A 25,798-nucleotide genomic window follows, 5' to 3' on the forward strand; every position below is an offset into this window, starting at 1 on the left:
GCCCGCGACCAGGCTGGGGGCATGGCGGACAACCAGGCCATCGCGATCGTGGACCCGCATGTGCATCACTGGCTGCCGTCGAGACGGCCGTGGTACCCGCTGATGCAGCAGCGGGGCGACGCGAGGCCCTCCACGCTCGGTGACCTGCGCCGATTGGCACACGACTACACCGCGGCCGACTACCTCGTCGACACCGCCGGCTATGAGGTCCGCGCGATCGTACATGTCTCGGCCGTCAGCCGAACCGGAACACATCTCGACGAACTGGAGTGGATCGGGGAGCTCGCACGCGCGGACGGTTGGCCCGCTGCGGCGATCGGCACCGTCGACCCCGCCGCCGGCTGGCCCTCGATCCGGGCCGACCTCGACACGCAGCGACGCAACCCGCTCTTCCGTGGGATCCGGGTGCTGCGTGGGCTCCGCCCTGATTCCGAGGTGACCGTGCCGCTGCTCGACTACCTGCGGCGGCACTCGCTGGTGTTCGACCTCGTCGCGCATCCCCGCTCCATGCCGGGCTGGTCCGAGGTCCTGCGCGGCCACGAGAACCTGGCCGTGGTGCTCGAGCACGCCGGATGGCCCATCGCCGCAGCGGATTTCGATGAGTGGTCGGCCGCGCTCGGTGTGCTCGGTGAGCGCGCGAACGTGCAGTGCAAGATCTCGGGGCTGGGCATGGCGCTGCACACCCTGGACGGGGCGGCCCAGCGGCCGTGGGTGCTTCGGTGCCTGGAGGTCTTCGGTCCGCGGCGGGCGATGTTTGCGAGCAACTTCCCGGTGGACCGCATGTACGGCGAGTTCGACCGGCTGTACGACGGATACCGGGCAGCGGCGGCGCAATTCGATGCCGACGCTCGGTCCGCGCTGTTCGAGACGAACGCGCGGCGCGTCTACGGCCTCCTCCCCAGGTAGGAGGTTTCCGACCATCGGCTCACCTACCGTTGAGTCGTGATCGAGATCCGACCGCGTCGCGACCTGCGCCCGCTGGTGCGCTGTGCGCCCCTGGTCCTGGTGCCGCTGATGCTGCTCGCGAGCGACTTCCCTGGCGAGTACCAGGTGCCTGCCGGTTACTGGCTGCTGTCCGTGGCCGCGGCCGCGGTCTTCGTCGTGGGCGACCGGTGGCCGCTACCCGTCTCTGTCGTGCTGTCCGCGCTGGCGGTTCCGCTGTTCGCCGCGGACGCGTGGGGGCTGTCCGAGCTGGTCCCGTATCTGGGGGCGGTGTCGCTGGCCGAGGTCGCGATGCGCACACATCGGACCTGGCAGGTGGTCACGGCGACCGCGTGCTGGACCGGTGCGGTGCTAGCCGGGATCTGGGTCGACAGCCACACGGACTTCTGGCGCCCCGCGACCGCGGTCTCGACGGTGGCGTATGTGGGCCTACCCCTGCTGCTCGGGCTGTACCTGCGTGCGCAACGGGACCTCGCGGTGACCTACCGGGCGCAGGCAGCGTCGGCCGAATCACGCAGGGCCGAAGCCGAACTCCACGCGAGGACCGCCGAACGCAGTGCGCTGGCGAGGGAACTGCACGACCTCGTCGCGCACCACATGGCATCGATCGTGCTGCGGATCGGGGTCGCGCGGCACGTGCTCGCAGATGCGGACCCGCGGGTACACGAGGTGCTCGACGACGTGCACGCGACGGCCTCCGATGCGCTCTCCGACATCCGCAGGCTGCTGGTGGCGTTGCGGGATCCGGCGCTGGGCGAGGTCGCGCTGGTCGAGTCCGACGCGGTGCCGACGGAGATCGAGGCCGCGATCGAGCGCACCCGGGCGGCGGGGTTCACGGTTTCCTCGGAGGTGGACCAGGACCTCCGCGGGCTGGACGCGATCGGCAGGCTCACGTTGCTGCGGGTGGTGCAGGAATCGCTGACCAATGTCATGAAGCACGTGGACCCTGGCGGGGCGGTCGCGGTGACGGTGGCACACCGAAGTGCGGGAATCGCCGTCCGGGTCACCGACTCCGGCCATGATGCGGGCGTCCCGAATCCGGCCGGGCACGGGATCATCGGGATGGGGGAGCGCGTCGAACTCGTCGGCGGCACCCTCGACGTCGGCCCCACCGAGCGGGGGTGGGAGGTCGATGCCTGGCTCCCCGGCGCCGCCGTCACGGCAGCGGAGGGGGAGAAGTGATCCGATTGCTGATCGTCGACGACCAGCGCCTGGTCCGCGCCGGGCTGCGGATGCTGTGCGAGTCGACCGAGGACCTCGAGGTGATCGGCGAGGCGGCGAACGGGGTCGAGGCGGTCCGGCTGGCCGCCGAGCTGTCTCCGGACCTGATCCTGATGGACCTGCGGATGCCGGGACTGGACGGCATCGAGGCGACCCGCCAGATCCTGGGGTCGCGGCCGCAGGCAAAGGTGCTGGTGCTCACCACCTTCGACGACGACGATCACCTCTATCCCGCGCTGGCGGCGGGGGCGGCGGGATTCCTGGTCAAGGACACCGCGCCCACCGATCTGTTGAGCGCGATCCACCGTATCGTCGACGGCGACATGCTGTTCTCACCCGACTTGTTGCGCCGCCTGGTCGATCGCGCGCTCGAGACCGGCCCGCAGCCGTCCGGGGACGCGGGCGTCGCGCTGACGGCACGTGAGCAGGAGGTGCTGGCCCTCGTCGGTGACGGGCTGAGCAATCAGGAGATCGCCGACCGACTGCACCTCGGGGTGACGACCGTGAAGACGCACATCGCCAACCTGATGGACAAGACCGCCTGCGACAACCGCGTCCGGCTGGCGGTCTACTCGCACAAACTCGGCTGAGTCGCGGCCCACAAACCTGCACACAACCTTCACAACTCCTGCCGGGCATCCCCACACCCGGCCCATACAGTCGATGCATGACCCAGCGAAGAGTGCTCGTCGTCGACGACGAACGCACGATCTCCGAGTCGATTGCCGCGCGGTTGCGCGCGGAGGGGTACGAGGTCGAGACGGCGGCGGACGGGCCGGGCGCGGTGTCCGCGTGCGCGAGCTTCGACCCGGACGCGGTGGTGCTGGACGTCATGCTGCCTGGCTTCGACGGGCTCGAGGTGTGCAGGCGTATCCAGGCCACCCGGCCGGTTCCGGTGCTGATGCTGACCGCCCGCGCCGACGAGACGGACATGGTGATCGGGCTCGGGGTGGGCGCGGACGACTACCTGAGCAAGCCTTTCAGCATGCGGATCCTGGTCGCTCGAGTGGCCGCGCTGCTGCGCCGTTCCGAGCGTGCCGTGCCGGAGCAGCCCGAGACCCTCGCCATCGGCGAGGTGACGATCGACCTCACCGCTCGGCGGGTCCGGCTCGGATCCGAGGAGGTCCACCTGACCCGGACCGAGTTCGACCTGCTGGCGCACCTGGCCCTGCGGCCGCGCGCGGCGATCGCCCGCGAAACGCTGCTCGAACAGGTCTGGGGCTGGGGCGAGTCGGCCAGTAGTCGCACCGTCGACAGCCATGTGAAGGCGTTGCGCCGCAAGTTGGGCGGCGACATGATCCGCACCGTGCACGGGGTCGGTTACGCGCTGGAGGTGCCGAGGTGAACTGGCCGAGGCCGCTGGACCCGTTGCGTTCGTTCAAGGCCAAGACCGGCCTGCTGGTGGTCGCCTCGCTGTTCCTCGCCTCGCTGACCTTCTGGATCACCGCGCAGTGGCAGTTCCGGTTCGCGTTGCTCGCGGCCCTCCTCGCCGCGCTCGCGGTGACGCAGGTACTCGCGCACGGCATGACGTCGCCGCTGCGGGAGATGACCGCCGCGGCGCGGGCGATGGCGACCGGCGACTATTCGCGCCGGGTGCGTTCGACGTCGCGGGACGAGATCGGCCAGCTGGCGACGGCGTTCAACCAGATGGCGGAGGACCTCGAGGCCGACGACCGATACCGCCGTGAGCTGATCGGCAACGTCTCACACGAGCTGCGGACCCCCATCGCGGCCCTGCAGGCGGTGCTGGAGAACGTGGTCGACGGCGTCGAGACGGCCGATCAGCAGACGATGCGGTCGGCGCTCGCCCAGACCGAACGGCTGGGCAGCCTGGTGGCGGACCTGCTGGATCTGTCCAGGCTGGAGGGTGGCGCGGTGCCGTTGCAGCGCACCACCTTCGAGATCGAGCCGTTCCTGGACGAGGTGATCCGGCAGGCCGCAGGCCCCAGCGGTCCGTTGCCTGCCCTGGTGGAGGTGACACCGGCGGGGCTGCGCGCCGTCGCGGACACGGCCCGACTCCATCAGGTGATCACCAACCTCCTCGACAACGCGGCGCGGCACGGTTCGCCGGATGCGCCCGTGCGGGTCCGGGTCCGGATCGACCAGGACTCGGGCCAGCTGATCCTGGACGTGCACGACGACGGCCCCGGCATCCCCGTGGCCGACCGGTCCCGGGTGTTCGAGCGCTTCACCCGCGGCGGCGCGCAGGACGGCGGGACCGGCCTCGGCCTGGCGATCGCACGCTGGGCGGTCGAGCTGCACAGCGGCCGTATCGAGGTCCTCGACACGGGTCCGGGCTGCTGCATCCGGGTGTCGATTCCACAGACCTAGCGCAACCAACAAGACGAATTCCCTTGGGGGTCCGGCCTTCCCGGCCGGTCCCGTGATGACGCCTGCCCGCGTGCCGGGTGGGCGCGGATCAGGAGGACCAGATGAGCGCAGAGACGATGAACCGAGCGATGACGGCGGCGCGCCCCGAAATGGTGCGGGGCGGCCGCCCTTGGCGCTGGCCACGCGGGATGTGGCGGCAGGACCACACGTCGATGGCCCCCCGCGCGACCCTGGCCGCTGCACTGGGTGCCGGCGCCATCGCCACCCTCACATTGCAGGTGACGGTGGTGAGCATCGCCTACCTCCTGACCGGAGTGGCGGTGGCGGCGACCGCATTCGCGACCGTTCGTCCGCGTCCGACGGGGCTGCAGATCGGCGCGGCCCTCGGCGCCCTCGCCCTGCTCGCGGTGGCGGCGGTGCGCGGCGCCGAGTGGCTGATCACGCTGTGCGTCGTGGCGAGCTGGGTCGTCGGATCGGTCGCCCTTGTCGGCGGCTGGACGTGGACGGGCCTCGCGCTGGCGTCGACCGCGGTCTGGCTCACCCCCGTGCGGGTGAGCGGCTGGGTGCGGCGTGGCCGCGCCCGGCTACGGACCGGGCGGGGGGTGAAACCGGGACGGGTGCTCGCCGTGACGGCGATCAGCGTCGTGCTGATCCTGGTGTTCGGTTCGCTCTTCGTCAGCGCGGATCCGGAGTTCGCCGAGCTGTTCGGCGCCGTGGTTCCCGACGTGCAGGTGACGAATCCGGTGGGCCGCCTGATTCTCGGCTTTCTCGTCGTGGGCACCGCCCTCGCGGGGGCCTACCTGCGGCGACGGACCCCGCGATTCGATGCACTGGCGCCCCGGCCCGGTCGCCCGGTCGCGCGGTGGGAATGGGCGGTGCCGCTGGCGCTGCTGGACCTGCTGTTCGTCGTTTTCGTCGCGGTGCAGGTACGGGTGCTGTTCGGCGGGGACGACCATGTGCAGGACACGGACGATCTGACCTACGCCGATTACGCGCGGCAGGGCTTCTGGCAGCTCACCGCGGTCACCGTCCTGACCCTGGCCGTCATCGCGGTCGCCGTCCGGAAGGTGGATCGGCGGGACTCGGGGGACCGGTTGAGCGCCCGCCTGCTCCTCGGGGCGCTCTGCGTCCTCACCCTCGTGATCGTCGCGTCGGCGGTGCATCGGATGTCGCTGTACGAGAACGAGTTCGGCTTCACCCGGCTGCGCGTGGGCGTGATGGCGACTGAGCTGTGGCTGGGTGTGGTCTTCGTGTTGCTGATGGTGGCCGGGGTGCGGATGTCGGCGCGGTGGCTGCCGCGGGCGGTGCTGGCTTCGGTGGCGGTGGGGTTGCTCGGGTTCGCCGCGCTCAATCCGGATGGCTACATCGCGGAGCGGAACGCGCAGCGGTACGCCGACACGGGGCACATCGACGTCGGGTACCTGCGCGGCCTGTCCGTCGATGCGGTGCCCGCCCTCGACCGGCTGCCAGAGCCTGCACGCTCGTGCGCGCTGCTCGGGATGGACGTCGACGACGACACGGCGTGGTTCGAGTACAACAACGCGCGGTCGCGTGCGCGCGAGATCCTGCGGGCGAGGCCGGTAGGGGAGTGCACCGACCTTTTCTCGCTGGGCTAGGTCCAGGGCGGGATGGGCCGCTTGACCCACATGATCTTCTCGTCGGCGTGCGCCGGGGTGGCCTGCGGGTGGTCGGGGTTCGCCGCGGCCCATGTCGACTTCTGGTCGAGCAGGTCGGCAACCACGGTCCAGGTCTCCCTGGTGCTCGGCGGATTCGCGCCCGCTGCCCTCGCGAGCTTGCGCAACCGGTCGTCGGGCAGGTCGAGGAGCTCGGCTCCGCTGATGGCCCGGTCCCACGCGAACCGGGCCAGTTCGGTGGCCTTCTCGCGCCGCTTCCGGTCGGCCGCGTCGGTGTGCGCGAAATCGACCTCGTCCGGTTCCATCAGGCCTCCCAACCGCTAGCCGCCGTGCCCCTGGTGTGACATGTCCATGTCCATCGCCATCGGAGCGGGCTTCTGACCCGGTTCGAGGACGAGGAACTGCCCCATCATGCCCTGATCCTCGTGCAGCAGCAGATGGCAGTGGTACATGTACGGAAAGGTCGGGTCGGAGTACTCGGTGAAGCGCAGCGCCAGCCGGAACCGGACGCCCGGCGGCGTGTAGACGGTGTCCTTCCAGCCGGCCAGTGCCGGGGGCGGCGGGCTGCCGTCGATGTCGATGATCTGGAACTGCACGTCGTGCACGTGGAAGTTGTGCGGCCAGTTGTCGACATTGCGCACCGTCCACACCTCGGTGGTGTCGACGGTGGGGGAGAAGTCGATGCGGTTCATGTCCATCTGGGCGCCGTTGATCATGAACCACTGGAGCTCGAAGCTGCGCTCGGCGGCCGCACCCGTGGGGTCGAGCCGTGCGATGGTCGCCAGCGATGCGGGTAGTGCGGGTGAGCCGGTCGGGTTCTCGCTGGGTCGCAGTTCGAGGACGTCGAAGCTCTCCTGCACGCCGAATGCGGCCGCGTCGCCGCGGTCGAGTCCGGCGTGGTCCTCGTGGGGCAGCGCGCGCAGCAGCGCGTTCGAGCCGTTCACGGCCACCACGATCTCCGCCCGCTCGCCGGGGCTGAGCCGGACCCGGGTGAGCGGCACGGGCGCCGCAAGCAGGCCGCCGTCGCTCGCGACCAGGTGGAACTCGCGATCGTCGGCGAAGCCGAGGTTGTACATCCGGCCCGAGGAGCCGTTGAGGATCCGCAGCCGAACCCTCTCGGTGCTGACCGGCAGGTGGGCGCCTGCGATCCCGTTGGTGACGATGGTGTCGCCCAGCAGTCCGATGTCGGTGGGGTCGGACTCGTCGAGGGTTCCGTCGGCGGTGAAGCGCTTGTCCTGGATGATCAGCGGGATGTCGTCCACCCCATAGGTCTTGGGCAGGTCGACGGCGTCGGTGACCTCGTCGTCGACCAGGAACAGTCCGGCCAGGCCGCGGTAGACGTGCTTCTCGGTGGAGCCGTGCGGGTGCGGGTGGTACCAGAGGGTCGCGCCCGGCTGGTTCACCGTCCATGCCGGCTCCCAGCGGGCGCCGGGCTCGATGGTCTGGTGCGGACCGCCGTCGAAGCGGGCGGGCACGTGCATCCCGTGCCAGTGCACCGTGGTCGCCTCGGGCAGGCCGTTGTCGATGGTGAACGCGACCGACTCGCCGCGGCGGGCGCGGATGGTCGGACCCAGCATCGAACCGTTGAACCCCCACGTCGCGGTCGACTTGCCTGCCACGATCTCCGAGCTGCCCGCCCCTGCGGTGAGGGTGAAATGCCGCGCACCCGCCCCGTCGGTCGTAGCGGTCGCGAGCGGAGGGATGGGCAGCGGCCGGGAAGAGGCTCCCGCCGGACTCGGCCGGCCGGCAGCGCATCCGGCGGACAGGGCGATCGGGGTGGCGGCGAGCCCCATCAGGAAGGCGCGCCTGGAGACGACGTTCATGCCCTCGAGTCTTCGGGGCGGGGGAGCGCGTGCCGCCCGCCCGGAGGCCGGGGTTTCGGCGATTCGGCTCCTCCCAGCGGGCCTTGTGCGGGCAGTCGTGCTGTGTTACCGCGCGATGCCCGTGCCGGTGTGGCATCGTTCTGTCATGCCGGTCATCGCCCAGATATTCGCTGGTCTCGCTGCTGCGCTACACGTCGTGATCTTTGCCATGGAGAGCGTGTGGTGGACGCGCCCGGAGGTCTGGAAACGCTTCGGACTGACCAGCCAGCAGGACGCGGATGTCGCCCGTCCGTTGGCCTACAACCAGGGTTTCTACAACCTCTTCCTGGCGATCGGCATCGTTGTCGGCCTGATCATCGGGGGCGCCGCCGGGCACGCCATCGTCGTCTTCTGCTGTGTGTGCATCGTCGGTGCCGCGGTGGTACTCGCATCGACGGGCGCAAAGTACCTGCGGCCGGCGGTGGTTCAGGGGATCACCCCGCTGCTCGCGCTGATCACCGCGGCCGTGTTCTAGAACGGCGGGGGTTGATGGCGGAGACGTTCGCCCAGGATCGCGAGGTGTTCGGCGTGGTGGGCGCGGAGTTGTGCGCATCGGGCGAGGTGGCCGGGGTCGGTGATGGTGGCGAGTTCCGGGAGCGTCGGGGGTAGGTCGGTGGGGTGCATGTGGGTTTCCCACCAGGTCAGTTCGTAGATCCCGGGGTCGGGTGGTTCGGGTGGCGGTGGTGCGGGTGGCGGCTTCGAGGTCGGCCGCGCTGCGGGTTTCTTGGTGCGGGCGCTGGGTCGTTGTTCGGCCGGCAGGGGCAGGGTGACGCCGATTGCGCCGTGTTGGCCGATCCAGACGATGACGTCGCCGTCGAGGCGGACGACGCGGAAGAGTCGGTCGGTCTTGGCCTGGTGGTGCCAGATGCAGGCGGGTTCGCCGTTGCTCTCGATAGTCCAGCCGCCCGCGTGTGGGTTGTCGGGGTCGAATTCGACGATGTGGTCGAACTGGCAGTCGCGGGCCTTGACGGTGCAGCCAGGGAAGGTGCAGGTGTCGTACTTGTCGAAGACCGCGGTGCGGACGGTGTTGCTGGGCCGGTAGGTCAGGGCTCCGCGGGGTGGGTGGTCGTATCCGCCGTGCCCGTCCGGGTATTGGCCGTCGAGCAGGGCAGGGTTCGCGGTGATCGCGTCGAGAATGTTGGTGATCCGCGGCCCTCGTGTGTTCGTGTCCGGTGATGGCCTCGGTGAGTCCTGCCGCGGCGGCAGTTGCCCCGCGGTCCTGCGTCGGAGGCGGTAGCGGGTCGGGACTCCCGGTGTCGGGTTCGCGACAGAGCTATCCCCTGGGTTGGGTTCCCCTGACTCGCTGTCGGACTTCGGTTCTCGTGGCAGTTGGCCGTCGCGGCGTCCCTCAGCGGCTTTGTCGCAGGCAATCTCGCCGCCGCTGACTCCGTCGTCATTGCCGTTGGTGTCGCCACCGCAGTAGCTGTCGCCCTCGCCCCCATCGCCCACAGAGCCGTTTCGTTCGGCATCGATGCGCCTTGCATCGGTGATCACCGCCTGCCACGTCGCATCCCCGGCGAGCAACCTCGCCAACTCCGGATCGATAGGCCCGTGACCCTCCACATGCCCGAGATGATCCGCCAACCGCAGCAGACTCTCCAGATCGATATGGATATGCACCTCGGGTTTTGGCCGCTCGGTGCGCGGCAAATGCGCGGTCGGACAGTCATCGCGCCCGCATTGACAGTGCAGATAGCTCTCGCCGTGCACCAGCGCCATGAACGCATCCGTACGCAGGTTGTCGACGGTGCGGGGATCCTCCCGGCAGACGGTGCCCGCCATCTCCTGGACGAGCGAATCGAGGGTCCGGCCCTCCGCCGCCGTCAGCGTCGCATATACCTGGGCCATGCCGTGCAGGTCCGCGGTCACCGACACCCGACGACAGTGACGCTCACGCCGCTTGCGCAACTCTTCTGCCTCGATGGGGTTGATGCGGATCAACTCCCGCATCACCTCCGCCACCAACTTCTTCGGCGTCAAATACAGCGCGGCGTCCGCCAGATGGCCCTCCATCAGGGCGAGGGTGGCATCGGAGATCTCCGCGGTCGCGTCGACGAGCGCGAACACCCGCGGAAAGTCCACCCGCCCCGACACGAACACCTCACGAATCAACGGCAACCGAAGATCCAACGCATTGCCCACCGCCACATACCGTTCCGCGGTGAACGCACTCACACCCAACGCCAGCGAGGTCTCCATCTCCGCCGACCGCCCGGCCCGGTAGGCGAACTCCTCCCCGAACAGATCAACCTCGTGCGCGAACTGCCGCCGCGCAAACGCAGCCGCCGTCAACACCTTGTGCGCGGCGGCGATGTTCTCCGCCCGCCCGTACTCCCGCAACGCCGACAGAGCCGCGGCACCGTCCTCGAAATCCACCGGGCGCTCGACGGCGCGGGCGCCCTCACCTGCGGCGCCACCTCGAAACCCCCCGGTATCGAATATGTGTACGAGTCTATGTGGGGCCACCGACAAGATGATTCCGAGGATTCAGTCGGGGGTGCCTCGATCTATCACTCGAAGTACCTGTTCTGGGGTATGTCCTGGCCAAAAGGCGTGCATCGCCCATGTGGCGCCGGCCGTGCTGAGTGCCTCGAGGTCGACGCCAGGACGAGCTACCACTGCGATATCGAACGACCCAGACGAACCACGCACGGTCTCGATTCTCTCCACGATGCGCGCAACCCCTGCCGCATCTGTTTCGAGTGGGAAGATTCCGTCGTATCGTGCGGCTCGCTCTATCGGGCGGCCCGAAGTGCGCTCGGTACCGAACCACAGCGGAATCCGTGGCTGCTGGACCGGCCGGGGGCGGATCTGCACGTTTTCTGCCACCAGGAGCCCACGGTGGGTGACGGTCTCGCCGGCCCACAATGCGGCCAGAACTTCGGCGCCTTCATCGAGCGCTCGGCCACGCTGACGAGGATCGGCGACGTCACCGAAGGCCGAGTACTCTCGCCCGGCATCGCTGCCTGTGCCCAACCCCACGATCAGTCGGCCACGACTCAGGTGGTCGAGGGTCACCGTCTCGCGTGCCAGTTTGATCACCCGCCGTCGTGGCAGTGGTGTCACCATCGGCCCCAACTTGATCCGGCTGGTGACTGTTGCCGCAGCGGCCAGTACCACCCAGGGATCCGCGATCGCCCACTCGCCCGCTATGGGACTCAGGACGTGATCCCAAACGAAAAGCCCATCCCAGCCCGAATTCTCAGCGGCCTGTGCAATGTCGGTGATCGCGTGCGGGTCAGCCAGTGCGCCGAAGAGCGGCACGTAGATTGCATGACGCATCGTCGAACCATAGCGCCGCTGTGCCCACAATCGGATGGGTCTGCGCAGTTGTGAGTGCGACCATCCAGCCTGACCTACGGGTTGTACTGTGAGCCATGCCATTCCCAGCTCGTCGAGCGCTCCGCGTAGGGGCCTTGACGCTCACGGCGATTTTCGGGGCGGGTCTGCTCTACACAATGCTTGTCTACCGTAGTGTCAACGTCTTCACTCCGCCAGAAAGAATCGAGTCACTCGGCAGGACCTACCTTCTTGGCAACACAGAGTTCAGTCGCGAGGAACTTGATCAGCGGTACGGCCCCACTCACACCGAGGCCTGGACGCTCGAGCGAGCGGGCTTCTTGCCGCCCGTGCACGGTATCTATCAGTGGCAGAACGATGAAGTCCGCGGTGAGGCCACGACGAGCGCCTTCCTGAAGTGGGGCGATCGATACATCGCCTACTCGCTCTCGGGTGGCCCCTGAGCTACTCGGTGCCCGACTGTCCCAGGCGCTCCAACACCGCGTCGTGCAGCAGGCCGTTGCTCGCCACCGCGCTGCCGCCGTGCGGGCCCGCGCTGCCGTCGAGCGCGGTGAAGCGTCCGCCCGCCTCGCGCACCAGGATGTCCAACGGTGCCAGGTCCCACAGCGAGACCTCGGGTTCGGCTGCGATCTCGAGCGCGCCCTCGGCCAGGAGGCAGTAGGAGTAGAAGTCGCCGTAGCCGCGGACCCGCCACACCTCGTCGGTGAGTGCGATGAACTGGTCGCGGATCCCGCGGTCACGCCAGCCGCTCAGGCTCGCGAAGCTCAGGCTCGCCGACTCCAACCGGTCAACCGCGGACGCCGAGATCCGAGTGGGCTCACCGCCATCGAACGACGCGAAGGCGCCCGTACCCTCGGCGGCCCACCAACGTCGCTTCAATGCCGGTGCGCTGATGACGCCGACCACCGGAACCCCGTCCTGCAGCAGCGCGATCAGCGTGGCCCATACCGGAACCCCGCGGACGAAGTTCTTGGTGCCGTCTATCGGGTCGACCACCCACTGCCTGCCCTCGAACGTCGCGTCGCCGCCGAACTCCTCGCCGAGGACCGCGTCGTCCGGCCGCTCCGCCGCCAGCACCGCCCGGACCGCCCGCTCGACCGCGAGGTCCGCGTCCGAGACCGGGGTGAGGTCGGGCTTGTCGTCGACCTTCAGGTCGAGCGCGCCGAAGCGGGCCATGGTGATGGTGTCGGCCTCATCGGCGATGCGCAGTGCGAGTTCGAGATCGGTCACGGCGAAGACGGTACTCGACCCGGGTCCGGACTTCCTCGGCGATTCACCGCGCATTCAGCGCGAGTCGGGCGGCCGTTTCGCCGTGACTGTGACGATCGGGCTCGTGATGCTGACACGGCGCAGTGTTCTCTTCGGAGGTGGCGCGCTGGCGAGTCTTGCCGCGGCAGAATTCCTCGGTATGACCGCGCCCACGCCCGGCCCACCTGCCCAGCCGATTCCGAAGCCGTCGACGGCCGTCTGGTTCGACGTTATCTCCGACATCCAGGGCGACCTCACCGACCTCGACCGTGCGCTCGACGGACTCGCGGCGTTCGGCCGGGCGGACGCGCTACTCGTCAACGGGGATCTCACCCCGAACGGCCGCGAGCACGAGTACGAGGAATTGTTCGACCGGCTGCGCCGCAGCGAGCATCCGGACGCGCTGTACACGATCGGCAACCACGAGTTCTACAACGGTGAATCGAGTGAGGTATCGGTCGCGCGGTTCCTGCGGTACTCGGCGATGCCGGGGCTGTTCTCCGCGCACGAGGTCGGCGGGGTTCCCGTGATCCGGCTCGGCACGACGGACGGCAGCGAGGCGAGTGGGCACTGTGTGATCCTCGGCCGCACCCAGCTGGACTGGCTGCGGGACACCGTCGAGGAGCGCCCGCGCGAGCGCCCGGTGCTGGTGATGAGCCATCACGCGCTGCCGGGCACGGTGTCGGGGACGTTCACCGATCAGCTCACCCAGGCGCCGAAGATCTACAGCGGTGACTATGCGGAATCCGACGAGCTGCTGGCTCTGCTCGCCGGGTTCCCCAACGTGCTGTTGCTGAGCGGCCACACCCATTGGAGCCTGTATCGCGAGGACTGGCTGACCAGGCGGACCGTGCCGGGCGGGCACCCGGACGGGTTCGCGGCGGTCAACACCGGCGCAGTGCAGACCGGATTCGGCCCGGACGGCCGCGGTGGTGAGGAGCCCGTCGACCGGAACGAGAACCAGGGGCTGCGGATCGAGGTGGACGGGCCGACCGTCCGGGTCCACGCGCTCGACTTCCGGCGGAACGCGGTGATCCGGACGGCGGAGTTCCGCGTCGACGGCCGGCCCGGCCCCGTGGTCGTTCCGTCGCCGGGCTGGCCCGGCGCGGTCACCTGAGGGCGACCGCGGCGGCAATCCCCTGCGGGCACCGGTAACCTTGATTCTTGTGCATCCCGACGTTTCCGCAGACCTGGCCGAGCTCAACACCACCCTCACCACCGTCGAGCGGGTGCTGGACGTCGAGGAGCTGCGCCGGCGCATCGACGAACTCGAGCACCAGGCGGCGGATCCGGAGTTGTGGAACAACCAGGAGCACGCCCAGCAGGTGACGAGCCAGCTCTCCCACGCGCAGTCCGAGCTGCGCCGGGTCGAGGGCCTGCGCGGCCGCCTCGACGACATGCCGGTGCTCTATGAGCTGGCCGAGGACGAGGGTGCCGACGCCGTCGCCGATGCCGATACCGAGCGTGCGTCGCTGCGCGAGGACATCGCGGCGATGGAAGTCAAGACCATGCTCTCGGGTGAGTACGACGAGCGCGACGCGCTGGTCAACATCCGGTCCGGCGCGGGCGGCATCGACGCCGCGGACTGGGCCGAGATGCTGATGCGCATGTACATCCGCTGGGCCGAGAAGCACGGCTACGGCGTCGAGGTCTACGACGTCTCCTACGCCGAAGAGGCCGGCATCAAGAGTGCGACCTTCGCGGTCAAGGCGCCCTACACGTACGGAACCCTCTCCGTGGAGATGGGCACCCACCGCCTGGTGCGGATCAGCCCGTTCGACAACCAGGGCCGCAGGCAGACCTCCTTCGCCGAGGTCGAGGTGCTGCCGGTGGTCGAGACCACCGACCACATCGAGGTCAACGAGAACGACGTCCGCGTCGACGTCTACCGCTCGTCCGGCCCCGGCGGTCAGTCGGTCAACACCACCGACTCCGCGGTGCGGCTGACGCACATCCCCACCGGCATCGTGGTGACCTGTCAGAACGAGAAGTCGCAGCTGCAGAACAAGGTCTCGGCCATGCGGGTGCTGCAGGCCAAGCTGCTCGAGGTCAAGCGCCGCGAGGAGCGGGCCGAGATGGACGCCCTCAAGGGCGACGGTGGCAGCTCCTGGGGCAACCAGATGCGTTCCTACGTGCTGCACCCCTATCAGATGGTCAAGGACCTGCGCACGGAGTACGAGGTGAACAACCCGTCGGCGGTGCTCGACGGCGACATCGACGGCTTCCTCGAGTCCGGCATCCGCTGGCGGATGAGCGCGGAGCAGGTCTGAGTCGGTGTTCACGGCGTTCAAGCTGGTCCCGGATACCGGATTCGAAGTTTGGCTGAGGTCCAGCGGCCTGGAGATCGTGCTCTATGTCATCGGCGGGCTGCTGGTCGGGCGGTTCCTCTCCTGGCTGGGGAACAAGGTCACCGATCGGATCGACCTGAACTACCACCAGGGCGACGCGCTGGTCCGTTCGGAGGCGACCAAGCACAGGCACGCCCTGGCCCAGGTGATCACCTGGGTGCTCATCATCATCGTGTACACCCTGGTGACCATCGAGGTGCTGCAGCGGCTCGGCTTCTCGGTGGCGAGCCTGGTCGCGCCCGCGACCGTGCTCGGTGCCGCGCTCGGTTTCGGCGCGCAGCGTGTGGTGCAGGACATCCTGGCCGGCTTCTTCATCATCGCCGAGCGGCAGTACGGCTTCGGTGACGTCGCGAGGATCGCCATCACCGGATCGTCGGAGGACGCCTACGGAACGGTCGAGGATGTGACCCTGCGGGTGACGCGGCTGCGGTCCTCCGACGGCGAGGTCATCACCGTGCCCAACGGACAGATCGTCAAGGCCGTCAATCTGTCCAAGGACTGGGCGCGGGCCGTGGTCGACGTCCCGATTCCCGCCACTGCGGACATCAACCACGTCAACGACGTACTGCGGGGTGTCGGCCGCGAGGCGTTCGCGGACGCCGATCTCGAACCGCTCCTCCTCGACGAGCCGTCGGTGATGGGCGTGGAGAGTCTCGAGCTGGACACCGTCAACATCCGGATGGTCGCGCGCACCCTGCCCGGCAAGCAGTTCCAGGTGGGACGCGAGCTGCGGGTGCGGGTCGCCGAGGCGCTGCGCCGGGAGGGGATCCTGGTTGGCCCGGAGTTGGCGGCCGATCAGATCGGGGACAACGTATGACCGCCGAACGTGCGAAGAAGACGGAACCGGCCAACAAGCAGGAGCGACGCTGGTCGGTGCCGAAGACGCTCGGCCGCGCCAGGACCTCCACGGTCGCCCTCTCCGTGGCGTTCGTCGCCACGGCGATGCTGCATGGATACCTCAATCCGGAACCGCCCAAAGACGATGTGATCGGGCCTACGGCGCCGGTGCTTTCGGAGACCCAGTCGCCGACCCCGCAGCGCTCGGAGCCGAGCACGACCACCCCGCCGCCCAGCAGCAGCACCACAACTGGTGCGCCTTCGACCACCTCACAGCAGCCGGTCACGACCACCCCGCCGCCCGTCGTGGTGCTGCCGCCGTGGCTGTCAGTCCCGTCCGGCGTGGAGCTGCCGGAGGGGGTCGTGACGGCCACCCCCGAGACGTCGACCACACCGCCCACACCCACCCCGTAGGGCCTGGACCTGCGGGTCCGTCGAAACCCAAGGTCACCGTCGGATAACGGCTAAACTGGCTCCCCGTGATCAGCGTGGAGAATGTGTCCAAGTCCTACAAGACCTCGTCGAGGCCTGCACTGGACAAGGTGAATGTCTCGGTGGACAAGGGCGAGTTCGTCTTCCTGATCGGCCCTTCCGGGTCCGGGAAGTCCACCTTCATGCGGCTGCTGCTCAAGGAGGACACCCCCACCTCGGGCGACATCAAGGTCGGGGACTTCCACGTGAACCGGCTGTCCGCGCGCCGGGTGCCGAAGCTGCGGCAGAGCATCGGCTGCGTTTTCCAGGACTTCCGGCTGCTGCAGCAGAAGACCGTGACCGAGAACGTGGCCTTCGCCCTCGAGGTGATCGGCAAGCCGCGCAACGTGATCGATCGCACCGTTCCTGAGGTGCTGGACCTGGTCGGCCTGTCCGGCAAGGCGGACCGACTGCCCACCGAACTCTCCGGCGGTGAGCAGCAGCGCGTCGCCATCGCGCGGGCATTCGTGAACCGGCCGCTGGTGCTGCTCGCCGACGAGCCCACCGGCAACCTCGACCCCGACACCACCGGCGACATCATGCTGCTGCTCGAACGGATCAACCGCACCGGAACCACCGTGCTGATGGCCACCCACGACCACCACATCGTCGACTCGATGCGGCGCCGGGTGGTCGAACTCGACCTCGGACGCGTGGTGCGCGACGAGGCCCGCGGTGTCTACGGCGTGGGGCGTTAGGTACCCCCGACCCCTCGCCGTTCACCCCGACATACGAAGGACAAGACTTTCCGATGCGCGCCAGCTTCATCTTCAGCGAGGTTTTCACCGGCCTGCGCCGCAACATCACGATGACCATCGCGATGATCCTGACGACCGCGATCTCGCTCGCCCTGTTCGGCGGCGGACTCCTCGTCGTCCAGATGGCGGGCAAGACGCAGCAGATCTTCCTCGATCGGGTCGAGGTGCAGATCTTCCTCACCGATGATGTGTCCATCTCCGACCCCGACTGCAACCAGGACATCTGCTCGGCCCTGCGCAGCGATCTCGAGAGCACCCCGTCGGTGGTGTCCGTGCAGTACCTCAACCGCGCGGACGCGGTGGCGGACGCCAAGGAGCGGGTGTTCAAGGACCAGCCCGAGCTCGCGTCGATGGTGAGCGAAGACTCGCTGCCCGCCTCGTTCAAGATCAAGCTCAGCGACCCGGAGCGGTTCGGGGTGATCAACGATTCGTTCGGTGCTCGACCTGGTGTGCAGAGCGTGCTCAACCAGCGTGACCTGGTCGAGCGGTTGTTCAGCGTGCTGAACGGAATCCGGAACGCGGCCTTCGCGATCGCCATCGTGCAGGCGATCGCCTCGATCCTGCTGATCGCGAACATGGTGCAGATCGCCGCGTTCACCCGTCGCACCGAAGTCGGGATCATGCGGCTCGTCGGCGCGACCCGTTGGTATACCCAGCTCCCGTTCCTCTTGGAGGCCGTGGTCGCCGCGCTGATCGGTGCCGTGCTGGCGATCGCCGGATTGTTCACCGCGAAGAATCTGTTCATCGACGACGTGCTCACCGACGTCTACGACGCGAACATCGTCGCCCGGATCTCGAACAGCGACGTGCTGCTGGTGTCGCCGTTCCTGGTGCTCACCGGCGTCGGCATGGCCGCGATCACCGCCTACATCACGCTGCGGCTCTACGTCCGTGAGTAATCGGTTGCGCCCCGGGCATATCCTGGGGACAGAACTCGATCACTGCGCGGACTGAAGGGGCCCGAACGTGAAGGAAAAGGGCCGCAAGGTCATCGCGACCAACCGCAAGGCGCGACACAACTATTCGATCATCGACGTCTACGAGGCGGGCGTGGCGCTGGTCGGCACCGAGGTGAAGAGCCTGCGCGAGGGCAAGGCGTCGCTGGTCGACGCCTTCGCCACCGTCGACGACGGCGAGGTGTGGCTGCGCGGGCTGCACATCCCCGAGTACACCCAGGGCAGCTGGACCAACCATTCGCCGCGGCGGACCAGGAAGCTGTTGCTGCACAAGCGCGAGATCGAGCACCTGGTCGGCAAGACCAGGGAGGGGAACCAGACGCTGGTCCCGCTCTCGATGTACTTCTCCGACGGCAAGGTCAAGGTGGAGCTCGCCCTCGCCAAGGGCAAGCAGGACTACGACAAGCGTCAGGACCTCGCGCGACGGACGGCCGAGCGGGAGGTCACTCGTGAGCTCGGGCGCCGCGTGAAGGGCATGAGCCGCTAGCGTGCGACCTGGGCCGCCAGCGCGTCGGGCATCAGCTCGTAGCGCAGGTGGCAGCGGGAGAACTCGGCGTTGCCGTGCACGAGTGAGTTGAGCTCGACCGGGTAGCGGGCGAGCTCGATCTCGGGCACCTCGGCCCGCAGCAACGACAGTCCCGGACCCTTCACCTCGGTCCCGAGGACCCGGCCACGCCTGGCAGACAGGTCACTGAGAACGGCGCCGAGATAGTCGTCGGGGAGCGTCACGGCGACGGCGGCGACCGGTTCGAGCAGTCGGATCGAGGTGTGCCCCGCGGCGTCGCGGAGGGCGAGGCTCGCGGCGGTCTGGAAGGCGGCGTCGGAGGAGTCCACCGAGTGCGCCTTCCCGTCGACGAGGGTCACCCGCACGTCCACGAGCGGGTGACCGGTCGCCACGCCCTTCTCCAGTTGGGCGCGCACGCCCTTCTCCACCGACGGGATGAAGCCCTTCGGGACCGCACCGCCCACCACGTGTTCGCGGAACTCGAATCCCGATCCGGTCGGTAGCGGTTCGACCTCGAGGTCGCAGATCGCGTACTGGCCGTGGCCGCCGGACTGCTTGACAAGCCGACCGTGCCCGGATGCGTTGCCGCCGAACGTCTCCCGCAGTGCCACCTGGTACGGCACGGTGTCCACGTGGACGCCGTGCCGGTTGCGCAACCGGTCGAGCGCCACCTCGGCGTGCGCGTCGCCCGTGCACCACAGGACCAGTTGGTGGGTGTCCGGGTTCTGTTCCAGCCGCAGGGCCGGGTCCTCGGTGGTCAGCCGGGTCAGTGCCTGGGAGAGCTTGTCCTCGTCGGTCTTGCTGTGCGCCTCGACGCCGACCGGCAGCAGCGGCACCGGCAGCGCCCATGCCTCCAGCGGGGCAGGGTCCTCGGTGTCGCCGATGGTGTCGCCGATGTGGACGGTCAGCTTGGGCAGGCAGACGATGTCGCCCGCGACCGCCTCGGGCACCGGTCGCTGCAGCTTGCCGAACGGGCCGGTGAGGGTGGTGACCTTCTCGTCGGTGCTCTCACCGGAGGTGGCTGCCGCGCCTGCGACGTGGACGTGGGTGTCGGGGAGCAGCGTGCCGGAGAAGACGCGTACGAGGCTGATGCGGCCGACGTAGGCGTCGCCGGTGATCCGGATGACCTGAGCGGCGAGCGGGGCCTCGGGGTCGGCCGCGGGCGCGGGTCCGCGCCGGTGGGTGGGATCCGGGAACGCGCCGGTGATGAGGTCGAGCAGTTCCGCCGCGCCGACGCCGTTGTCGGTGACGGCGAGGGCGGGGTGCAGGGCGCAGTCGACGATCTCCCGGCGCAGGCCGTCGGTCAGCGCCTCCTCGTCGAGCGGTTCGCCCGCGAGGTAGCGCTCCATGAGGCCGTCGTCCTGGCCGGAGATGGCCTCGACGAGGCTCTCGCGCGCCGCGTCGGCATCGGGGCAGGCGCCGGGTTCGCCGTAGCTGCGCCCGGTGAGCAGGCCGAGCGACCCGCAGGGCCTGCCGTCGGCGAAGACCGGGAGGTAGACCGGCCGCAGCGTGTCGGTGCCGAGGCCGAACGCGTCGTGACAGGCGGTGAGGATCTCGTCGAAGCTGCCGCGGGCCACGTCGAGTTTGGCCACCACGATGGCGCGGGGGATGCCTGCCGCGGCACATTCGCGCCACAGCGCGCGGGTGGGGGTGGTCACCGGGTCGGTGGCCGAGACCACGAAGACGGCGGCGTCGGCGGCGTGCAGACCGGCCCGCAGCTCGGCGCCGAAGTCGGGATGGCCAGGCGGGTCGAGGAGATTGACCTTGCAGCCGTTCCACTCCAGCGGCAGGACCGCGAGCTGGACCGATCGTTGCTGTTGGTGCTCGATCTCTTCGTAGTCGGAGACCGTGTTGCCGTCCGGGATCCGGCCGGCCCGGCCGATGGCCCCTGCGGCGAACGCGAGCGACTCGGCCAGCGTGGTCTTGCCCGCGCCGCTGCACCCGATCAGGACCACATTGCGCAGCTGCTCGGGACGCGAGGCGGGTGGGGCGTTGCCCGCGCGAACCGTCATCCGGTCGGCCATCGATGTCTCCTCCCGCAGCGACGGGCTGACCCGATTCTAGGCGGGTCGGCCCGTCGCAGCCGGAGGAATGACCTATCGAGGGTGCAACAACCTACTTCGCGACGCGCTCCCACATCTGCAGGTAGGCCTCGGCACCGCGGCTCATGTCCTCGATGATCTGGTCGCCGTCGTCCCCGGCGGCGATCCGCATGTCCGCGATCCAGTCGGGGATCAGCCCGTACTGCGCGACGCCGTCCTTGTTGAGGTCGAAGACGCGCTCGCCGGTGCGCTGGCGATCCATCGTCGTGCCGCCGTCGAAGGTCTTGTACGGATACTGCAGCGGGTTGGTGTCGGCGTCCTCACGCGGGCGCGCCTGCGGGCCGAAGCCGTTGGTGTCCGCGCCGTAGCCGAAGCCGTAGTAGTAGTCCTCGCTGCGGTCCGCGCGGGCCTTGCGCCAGGCGGTGACGAAGTTCTCCTTCTTCGGGTCGGAGTTGAGGCCCGAGGCGTAGGCGGCGACGAAGCCGCCGAGCGCGTAGATCCGCTCGTAGTTCAGCGGGTCGGTCCAACTGTGGCTCGAGACCACACCGGAGTACTTGGCCTCCTCGAGGATCCGGAGAGTGTCCTCGGCGGTCTTGACGCTCATGTGGTCGACGTCGACGATCATGCCGCGATCCATCATGCCGCGGACCATGTGCTCGCCGAGCTTCGTCAGGCCGCGGGTGTTGCACAGCGGGCCGGACGGGTAGACCGGTGTGGTGACACCGGGCGGCAGCGCGGACATCACCTCGGCCGGCGCGTCGCCGAAGGAGAGCAGCGGGTTGTCGTGCACCGGGCCCTTGCAGGGTTCGGCCTCCCAGAACTTGCCGGTGCTGAGGAAGTTGCCCGCGTTGACAGCGATGCCCTGGATGCCGCCGTCGAAGCGGACACCGCCGAAGGCGTTGTCGAACTTGTGCGTGACGATCATCTGCCGCACGCCCATCGCGTAGACCTCGTCGAGGCCACGGTCGACATCGGCCTCGGTGCACTGGGGCACGTCGTTGCGCTGCGAGCACCCGAACGGTTCGGAGGTCTCGATGCCGATCGTCACCGCGAGCTTGCCCTCGCTGGCGACCTTGCGGACCTCCTCGGGAGATCGGACGACCCGGAACCAGCCGCGGCCGGGGCCGCCGTACTGGGCGTCGATGTAGTCCTGCATCTGCCGGACCTGCTCGGCCTGCGCACGGATGGTGTCCATGTCGTTGCAGGAGCGGTTCTTGAGCGGGTAGATGTCGCAGAGGACCCGGTTGTTCACCAACAGGTTGGTGAAGATGCGCAGTCCGCCGCGCCAGGCGCGCTCCACCCACCGGTAGTAGGTCTGCTCGTGGGTCAGCGAGTCGGCGTCCGGCCAGTCCTCGAAGGTCGGCCAGCCTACGGTGTCGTGCTCCGCGACCGGGCTGCCGTGCGACAGGATGTTCTCGAGCAGCGCCGGCATCCCGTCCTTGCCGTGGTCGGCGCAGTCGCGCAGCGCGACGGTGATGCCTTGCGGGTCGAAGGGGGTGCCGCAGTGCACCTGGCCGCCGATGAACAGGTTGGCGTCGAGGTGGACGTGCGCGTCGATGAACCCGCGCACCTCGCCGTTCGGTCCGGTGCCGGAGAGCGGCTTACCGGTCGCGTTCACCTCGGAGTCGGGGAAGGTCGCGCAGCCCTCGGCCGGGGTGAGGACGAATCGTCCGCCCGCGGGATTGACGCCGGGGTCGGTGAGCTCCAGCCCACCGTTCGCGGCGGTGAGCTGGCTGCCGTTGTCCGTCGCGGTGACCGCGTAGGTGCCGTCGGTGTGCGTCAGCGTCCAGTCGGTGGTCGGCAGCGCGTCGCGGGTCGAGACCACCGCACTCTTGCCGTCGTGGGCGAGCATGTCGCCGCCCTTGCCGTAGAACATGAACCGGCCCAGCTGCGCCGCATGCGTGCGGAACGCCTCGGCACCGCCGACCGTGTCGGCGTCGGCGCGGTAGCCGCCGTCGGCGCGGCGGACGAACTTCCCGCTCTGCTCCGACTTGAGGGCGTAGCAGCCGTTCGCCAGCCCGAAGACGGGATCGTCACCGGGGCCGATCGGGTCGGACGAGGGCTGAGACGCCGCGATCCCACCGCCGGCCAGGACCAGCGCCAGCGTGGCGGCCAGCGCGTTTACCCATCGACGGCGTGTACGCCCTGGTTGATGTGTCATGTGGCTTCGACTTCCCCGATCAATCAGCTAACTATTTTGCTGAGAAGGGTAGTTGATTTTGGACGGACGTCCAGATGAAACGCCGCAGAATTTAATGGGATGATTTCGCGGCGCAGGGGCGTTACAGTATGTGGTCCCAGCACGGTGCTGGGTACGTACGGGGCTGAACGGTTTCGACTTTGTACGTTGAGTTAGGGGAAGCGTGTCGGTGCAGGCAAGAGACCACCGTAAGCGTCGCTGCAAACCTATAAGCGCCGATTCCAATCAGCGCGACTACGCTCTCGCTGCCTAAGTAGCGAAGCGTGTCTGTCAGTCCGATCTCGCCCTCGGGTCGGGTACTGGCATCAGCTAGAGGGCTTTACCGGTCGGCTCGGTCACGGAGTCGTTCGGGACATCAAACAGTGACTGGGATCGTCATCACGGCTTGTTCGCGAGACCGGGAGATCCGAGTAGAGGCTTAGCGAACTGCACACGGAGAAGCCCTAGCGATTCGGCGGAGGACCCGGGTTCGATTCCCGGCAGCTCCACACAGGCCAGGCCGGAGAGTCATCACAGACTCTCCGGCCTGGCCCTTTTTGTGCAGGAGACACGCGGCCAGGAGCTCCAGTGTTGCCGATGCGTAACGTCGGGTTACGGAACCCTACCGCCAGGTTTCTTTCTTGTAATGCATTGCGCCCCAGGGTGTTCAGGGCTTGGTGATGATGCTTTCGCTCGGCTACAAATGCATCAGCGCCGAGGTGGCGTCACAGCGAAGCGAGGCTTCACGGTCGAGAAGGAGTGATCACATGGGATCGACAGCAGAGGATCTCACCATGGTCGCAGCAGGGGCGACCTTGGTGTCGGCGCTGGTTGCGGTGATCGCGGGCGTCGCAGGCGTCGCATCGCTTTCTGCGTGAGCGTGCCCACGCTCAACGCCAGCTGAGAGGGCCCCGCAGTCGAAGTCGGCTGCGGGGCCTCGCTGTGTTCGGTGCCGTGTGCCGAACCCGGCCGGGTCAGCGCGGCGGGGGGAGCAGGGCGGTGACATCCGAGCTCCGCCGATGCCATCGCACGCTCCCCGAACTCGGTGAGATAGCCGCCGACCCGAGGTCCGGCCGGGCGGAATTCAGGCCCGCGAGGATGTACACGTGGTAGGTGCTCGCCCCTTGCAGGACGTCGAGGGCAGCCGAGTCGTCGATGGGTGAGCCACGAATCGCGTACCCGACGTCACGCCGCAGACCTCAGCAGTTGCTCGGCGCGGGCTGACCGGCGAACCTGCCGTCGAGCCAGCCGAGCACCCCCGGTAGCCCCTCGATGCTGGTCGGGCCGTGGTCTCCGGGGAACACGCTGAACTGGACAGGAACACCGGCCGCGCAGTATCTGCCGACGGTCGCCGCGATCGAATCCAGGGGGGCCAGCTGATCGCCGTTGCCGTGCCAGACGTACACCGGTGCCCGGGGGACTCCGGGGAACATCATCAGGCTGTTCTGGTCGAAGATCGCCCGCACGGCAGGCTCGTTGATCTTGGCTGGATCGGCGGATACCTCTGCCGCGCTGTGATTTGCCCCGGCGTCGATGATCTCCTGGGAGCAGGCGTTGGCGATCCGGTCGCGCAGGGCCAGGCCCGCGCCGGTGAGGCCGCTGGCCAACGGGATCGAGGACGGGTACTCGCGTTCGAGACCGAGCGTGGCGGCGAAGCCGAGGCCGAACAGGGGATGCGGCGCGGTCCCGAGCCCGTTCGCGAGCTCGCTGAGGTTCGCAGGGACGCCGCCCGCCGCGACGCCGACGATGGGGAGTTCGGGGGCGTAGGTCGGCGCCAGGGCACCCGCCCAGCCGCTGGTCATCCCGCCGCCCGAGTAGCCGGCGAGCCCGACGGGGCTGTGACCGAGCCTCGCCTCGGGCAGGTGCTGCACCGCTCGTACCCCGTCGAGGACGATCTGACCACCCAGCCTGGCGGCGCCGTAGGCGCTGGTCGGGCCGAGGTGATCGGGCAGGGCGATCGCCCAGCCCCGCATCAGTGCGAGGTTCACCACCGGGGCCTCTTGGAGCTGTCCGTTGAACAACGTGTGTGACGGTCCGCATCGGGTCCCGAGTGCGTTGATGATGGCCTGGTACGACAGCAGCGGCCGGTCCACTCCGCCGCGCGGGACGAGGACGGTCGTCACGGCGGCAACCGGGTGGCCCGACGAGTTCGTGGAGCGGTAGGCGATCTGCCAGCCGTCCGCGTTCCCGAACCGGGAGACGTCGACCGGTCTGCTGCGGAGGATGTCGCCGTTCGCCCTGGCGGCCAGGTCCGGCGACGCCCAGTAGAAGGGGTCGGGGTCGGGCGCGGGCATCAGCGGCTGGGCCTGTGCGGCCGCGGGCGGCGCGGTGATCGCCGGTGAGATGGCGAGCGCGAGTGCCGCGAGGAGGGCCGAAGCGGAATCTCTGAGTGTGACTCTCATCGAAAGCCTCCGATGAATGGTGGGAGAAACCGGCACCATGACGCAGCTCACACTAGCGAAGATCGGCGCGCTCTTTCGCGGTTATCGGCGCGACACCCGGATCGAGGGCATGCTGTGACCGTGGATGCTCTGCCGATGTTCCCGCTCGGGTCCGTGTTGCTCCCCGGTGAGCTGCTGCCGTTGCAGGTGTTCGAGCCGCGCTACCTCGAGATGGTCGAGGACCTCACCTCGTCCCCGGACCTCCGGCGATTCGGCGTGGTCCTCATCACCCGCGGCCACGAGGTGGGCGGCGGCGACGAGCGCGCCGACATCGGGACCGTGGCGCGGATCGTCGACTACGAGCGGGTGCAGGGAGGGCGACTGCTGCTCGGCTGCGTCGGCGAGGGCCGCATCCGGGTGCGCCGCTGGCTGCCGGACAACCCCTACCCGCGGGCGGACGTGGAACCGTGGCCCGACGAGGGTTCGGACTTCGGGTCGGACTCGATCGACGAGGTCGGCGCGCTGGTGGACGAACTCGGCGGGCTGCTGATCAGGTCCGCGGCGGTGCGTGGCATCCCGGTACCGGGGTTTCCCAAATTGGACGAGTTGCCGGGTGAGATGGGCGACCGCGTCTACGCCCTCGCGGCGACCCTCCCGCTTGTCGCGGTGGATCGGCTGAGGTTGCTGTCGGCGCCCGGGCCGGGCGAACGTCTGATGGTCCTCGCCGAGGCCCTCGGCGACGTGATCGCCGCGGTGCGGTTCAGGCTGTCGGAGTAGGTGATC

24 protein-coding genes and 1 other RNA gene are annotated in these 25,798 nt (G+C 68.7%); 17 read left to right on the plus strand and 8 right to left on the minus strand.

Annotated elements, in window-relative coordinates:
- Positions 1-21: 21 nt before the first annotated feature.
- The 6 genes from ABIC28_RS03330 to ABIC28_RS03355 all read left to right on the plus strand — a co-directional run bounded on the left by ABIC28_RS03330 (position 22) and on the right by ABIC28_RS03355 (position 6,110).
- Positions 22-906, plus strand: a complete 885-nt coding sequence (locus ABIC28_RS03330) for an amidohydrolase family protein (RefSeq protein WP_209925822.1) — start codon at positions 22-24, stop codon at positions 904-906.
- A gap of 39 nt (positions 907-945) precedes the next feature.
- Entirely contained in the window at positions 946-2,124 is a 1,179-nt protein-coding gene (locus ABIC28_RS03335) for a sensor histidine kinase (RefSeq protein ID WP_257017135.1), read from the plus strand.
- Positions 2,121-2,753: a response regulator gene (locus ABIC28_RS03340; protein ID WP_097210624.1), complete on the plus strand. Its 633-nt coding sequence runs from the start codon at positions 2,121-2,123 to the stop codon at positions 2,751-2,753. The genes ABIC28_RS03335 and ABIC28_RS03340 overlap by 4 nt, the downstream gene beginning before the upstream one ends.
- A gap of 77 nt (positions 2,754-2,830) precedes the next feature.
- A complete protein-coding gene (locus ABIC28_RS03345) occupies positions 2,831-3,508 on the plus strand; it encodes a response regulator (protein ID WP_097210625.1) in 678 nt (225 codons plus the stop codon).
- Complete coding sequence (locus ABIC28_RS03350) at positions 3,505-4,494, plus strand: HAMP domain-containing sensor histidine kinase (RefSeq protein WP_097210626.1); 990 nt, start codon at positions 3,505-3,507, stop codon at positions 4,492-4,494. The genes ABIC28_RS03345 and ABIC28_RS03350 overlap by 4 nt, the downstream gene beginning before the upstream one ends.
- 101 nt (positions 4,495-4,595) lie before the next feature.
- Positions 4,596-6,110 carry a DUF4153 domain-containing protein gene (locus tag ABIC28_RS03355; protein WP_306455715.1) on the plus strand — a complete coding sequence of 505 codons (1,515 nt, stop codon included), beginning with the start codon at positions 4,596-4,598 and terminating at the stop codon, positions 6,108-6,110.
- Here the strand turns inward: ABIC28_RS03355 and ABIC28_RS03360 are convergent.
- Positions 6,107-6,433: a hypothetical protein gene (locus tag ABIC28_RS03360; protein WP_097210629.1), complete on the minus strand. Its 327-nt coding sequence runs from the start codon at positions 6,431-6,433 to the stop codon at positions 6,107-6,109. The two genes, ABIC28_RS03355 and ABIC28_RS03360, sit on opposite strands and share 4 nt — an antisense overlap.
- Positions 6,434-6,448: 15 nt before the next feature.
- Positions 6,449-7,951 (minus strand): multicopper oxidase family protein, encoded by a 1,503-nt coding sequence (locus ABIC28_RS03365; RefSeq protein ID WP_097210630.1) that lies wholly within the window; start codon positions 7,949-7,951, stop codon positions 6,449-6,451.
- A gap of 145 nt (positions 7,952-8,096) precedes the next feature.
- Here ABIC28_RS03365 and ABIC28_RS03370 point away from each other — a divergent pair, with 145 nt between their 5' ends.
- The gene (locus ABIC28_RS03370) at positions 8,097-8,465 is read left to right on the plus strand and encodes a DUF1304 domain-containing protein (protein ID WP_097210631.1); all 369 of its coding nucleotides are present in this window, start codon (positions 8,097-8,099) and stop codon (positions 8,463-8,465) included.
- On the opposite strand, the gene ABIC28_RS03375 is transcribed toward ABIC28_RS03370, so the two are convergent.
- Entirely contained in the window at positions 8,462-10,366 is a 1,905-nt protein-coding gene (locus ABIC28_RS03375) for an HNH endonuclease signature motif containing protein (protein WP_354577494.1), read from the minus strand. The two genes, ABIC28_RS03370 and ABIC28_RS03375, sit on opposite strands and share 4 nt — an antisense overlap.
- Before the next feature lie 111 nt (positions 10,367-10,477).
- On the minus strand, positions 10,478-11,272 hold the full coding sequence (locus tag ABIC28_RS03380; RefSeq protein ID WP_097213656.1) for an LLM class flavin-dependent oxidoreductase: 795 nt from the start codon (positions 11,270-11,272) through the stop codon (positions 10,478-10,480).
- 134 nt (positions 11,273-11,406) lie between these two features.
- On the opposite strand from ABIC28_RS03380, the gene ABIC28_RS03385 reads away from it, so the two are divergent.
- Entirely contained in the window at positions 11,407-11,733 is a 327-nt protein-coding gene (locus ABIC28_RS03385; RefSeq protein WP_257017743.1) for a hypothetical protein, read from the plus strand.
- Between the two features lies 1 nt (position 11,734).
- Here ABIC28_RS03385 and hisN read toward each other — a convergent pair whose 3' ends face one another.
- On the minus strand, positions 11,735-12,574 hold the full coding sequence (gene hisN / locus ABIC28_RS03390) for a histidinol-phosphatase (RefSeq protein ID WP_354577497.1): 840 nt from the start codon (positions 12,572-12,574) through the stop codon (positions 11,735-11,737).
- A 124-nt stretch (positions 12,575-12,698) separates the two neighbouring features.
- On the opposite strand from hisN, the gene ABIC28_RS03395 reads away from it, so the two are divergent.
- From ABIC28_RS03395 to smpB, 7 genes are all read left to right on the plus strand, one after another.
- The gene (locus ABIC28_RS03395) at positions 12,699-13,655 is read left to right on the plus strand and encodes a metallophosphoesterase family protein (RefSeq protein WP_354577499.1); all 957 of its coding nucleotides are present in this window, start codon (positions 12,699-12,701) and stop codon (positions 13,653-13,655) included.
- A gap of 49 nt (positions 13,656-13,704) precedes the next feature.
- Complete coding sequence (prfB, locus tag ABIC28_RS03400) at positions 13,705-14,808, plus strand: peptide chain release factor 2 (protein WP_097213653.1); 1,104 nt, start codon at positions 13,705-13,707, stop codon at positions 14,806-14,808.
- Positions 14,809-14,812: 4 nt separating this feature from the next.
- The gene (locus tag ABIC28_RS03405; RefSeq protein ID WP_269588304.1) at positions 14,813-15,703 is read left to right on the plus strand and encodes a mechanosensitive ion channel family protein; all 891 of its coding nucleotides are present in this window, start codon (positions 14,813-14,815) and stop codon (positions 15,701-15,703) included.
- Positions 15,700-16,137 (plus strand): Rv3103c transmembrane domain-containing protein, encoded by a 438-nt coding sequence (locus tag ABIC28_RS03410; protein ID WP_354577502.1) that lies wholly within the window; start codon positions 15,700-15,702, stop codon positions 16,135-16,137. Before ABIC28_RS03405 ends, ABIC28_RS03410 begins: the two co-directional genes overlap by 4 nt.
- 65 nt (positions 16,138-16,202) lie before the next feature.
- Complete coding sequence (gene ftsE / locus ABIC28_RS03415) at positions 16,203-16,892, plus strand: cell division ATP-binding protein FtsE (RefSeq protein ID WP_097213651.1); 690 nt, start codon at positions 16,203-16,205, stop codon at positions 16,890-16,892.
- A gap of 53 nt (positions 16,893-16,945) precedes the next feature.
- Positions 16,946-17,851, plus strand: coding sequence for a permease-like cell division protein FtsX (ftsX, locus tag ABIC28_RS03420; protein ID WP_077041092.1), 906 nt, complete (start codon positions 16,946-16,948; stop codon positions 17,849-17,851).
- A 67-nt stretch (positions 17,852-17,918) separates the two neighbouring features.
- A complete protein-coding gene (gene smpB, locus ABIC28_RS03425) occupies positions 17,919-18,395 on the plus strand; it encodes an SsrA-binding protein SmpB (RefSeq protein WP_077041093.1) in 477 nt (158 codons plus the stop codon).
- Here the strand turns inward: smpB and ABIC28_RS03430 are convergent.
- The gene (locus tag ABIC28_RS03430; RefSeq protein ID WP_354577506.1) at positions 18,392-20,437 is read right to left on the minus strand and encodes an elongation factor G-like protein EF-G2; all 2,046 of its coding nucleotides are present in this window, start codon (positions 20,435-20,437) and stop codon (positions 18,392-18,394) included. The two genes, smpB and ABIC28_RS03430, sit on opposite strands and share 4 nt — an antisense overlap.
- Before the next feature lie 91 nt (positions 20,438-20,528).
- Positions 20,529-22,616, minus strand: coding sequence for a membrane dipeptidase (locus tag ABIC28_RS03435; protein WP_209925851.1), 2,088 nt, complete (start codon positions 22,614-22,616; stop codon positions 20,529-20,531).
- A 159-nt stretch (positions 22,617-22,775) separates the two neighbouring features.
- On the opposite strand from ABIC28_RS03435, the gene ssrA reads away from it, so the two are divergent.
- Positions 22,776-23,146, plus strand: a transfer-messenger RNA (tmRNA) gene (gene ssrA / locus ABIC28_RS03440).
- Between the two features lie 687 nt (positions 23,147-23,833).
- On the opposite strand, the gene ABIC28_RS03445 is transcribed toward ssrA, so the two are convergent.
- Positions 23,834-25,036 (minus strand): lipase family protein, encoded by a 1,203-nt coding sequence (locus ABIC28_RS03445; protein ID WP_354577508.1) that lies wholly within the window; start codon positions 25,034-25,036, stop codon positions 23,834-23,836.
- 114 nt (positions 25,037-25,150) lie between these two features.
- On the opposite strand from ABIC28_RS03445, the gene ABIC28_RS03450 reads away from it, so the two are divergent.
- Positions 25,151-25,792, plus strand: coding sequence for an LON peptidase substrate-binding domain-containing protein (locus ABIC28_RS03450; RefSeq protein WP_306455754.1), 642 nt, complete (start codon positions 25,151-25,153; stop codon positions 25,790-25,792).
- Positions 25,793-25,798 lie beyond the last annotated feature (6 nt).

The sequence above is a fragment of the Rhodococcus sp. PvR044 genome, from assembly GCF_040548995.1.
Taxonomy (GTDB): Bacteria; Actinomycetota; Actinomycetes; order Mycobacteriales; family Mycobacteriaceae; genus Rhodococcus_G; species Rhodococcus_G oryzae.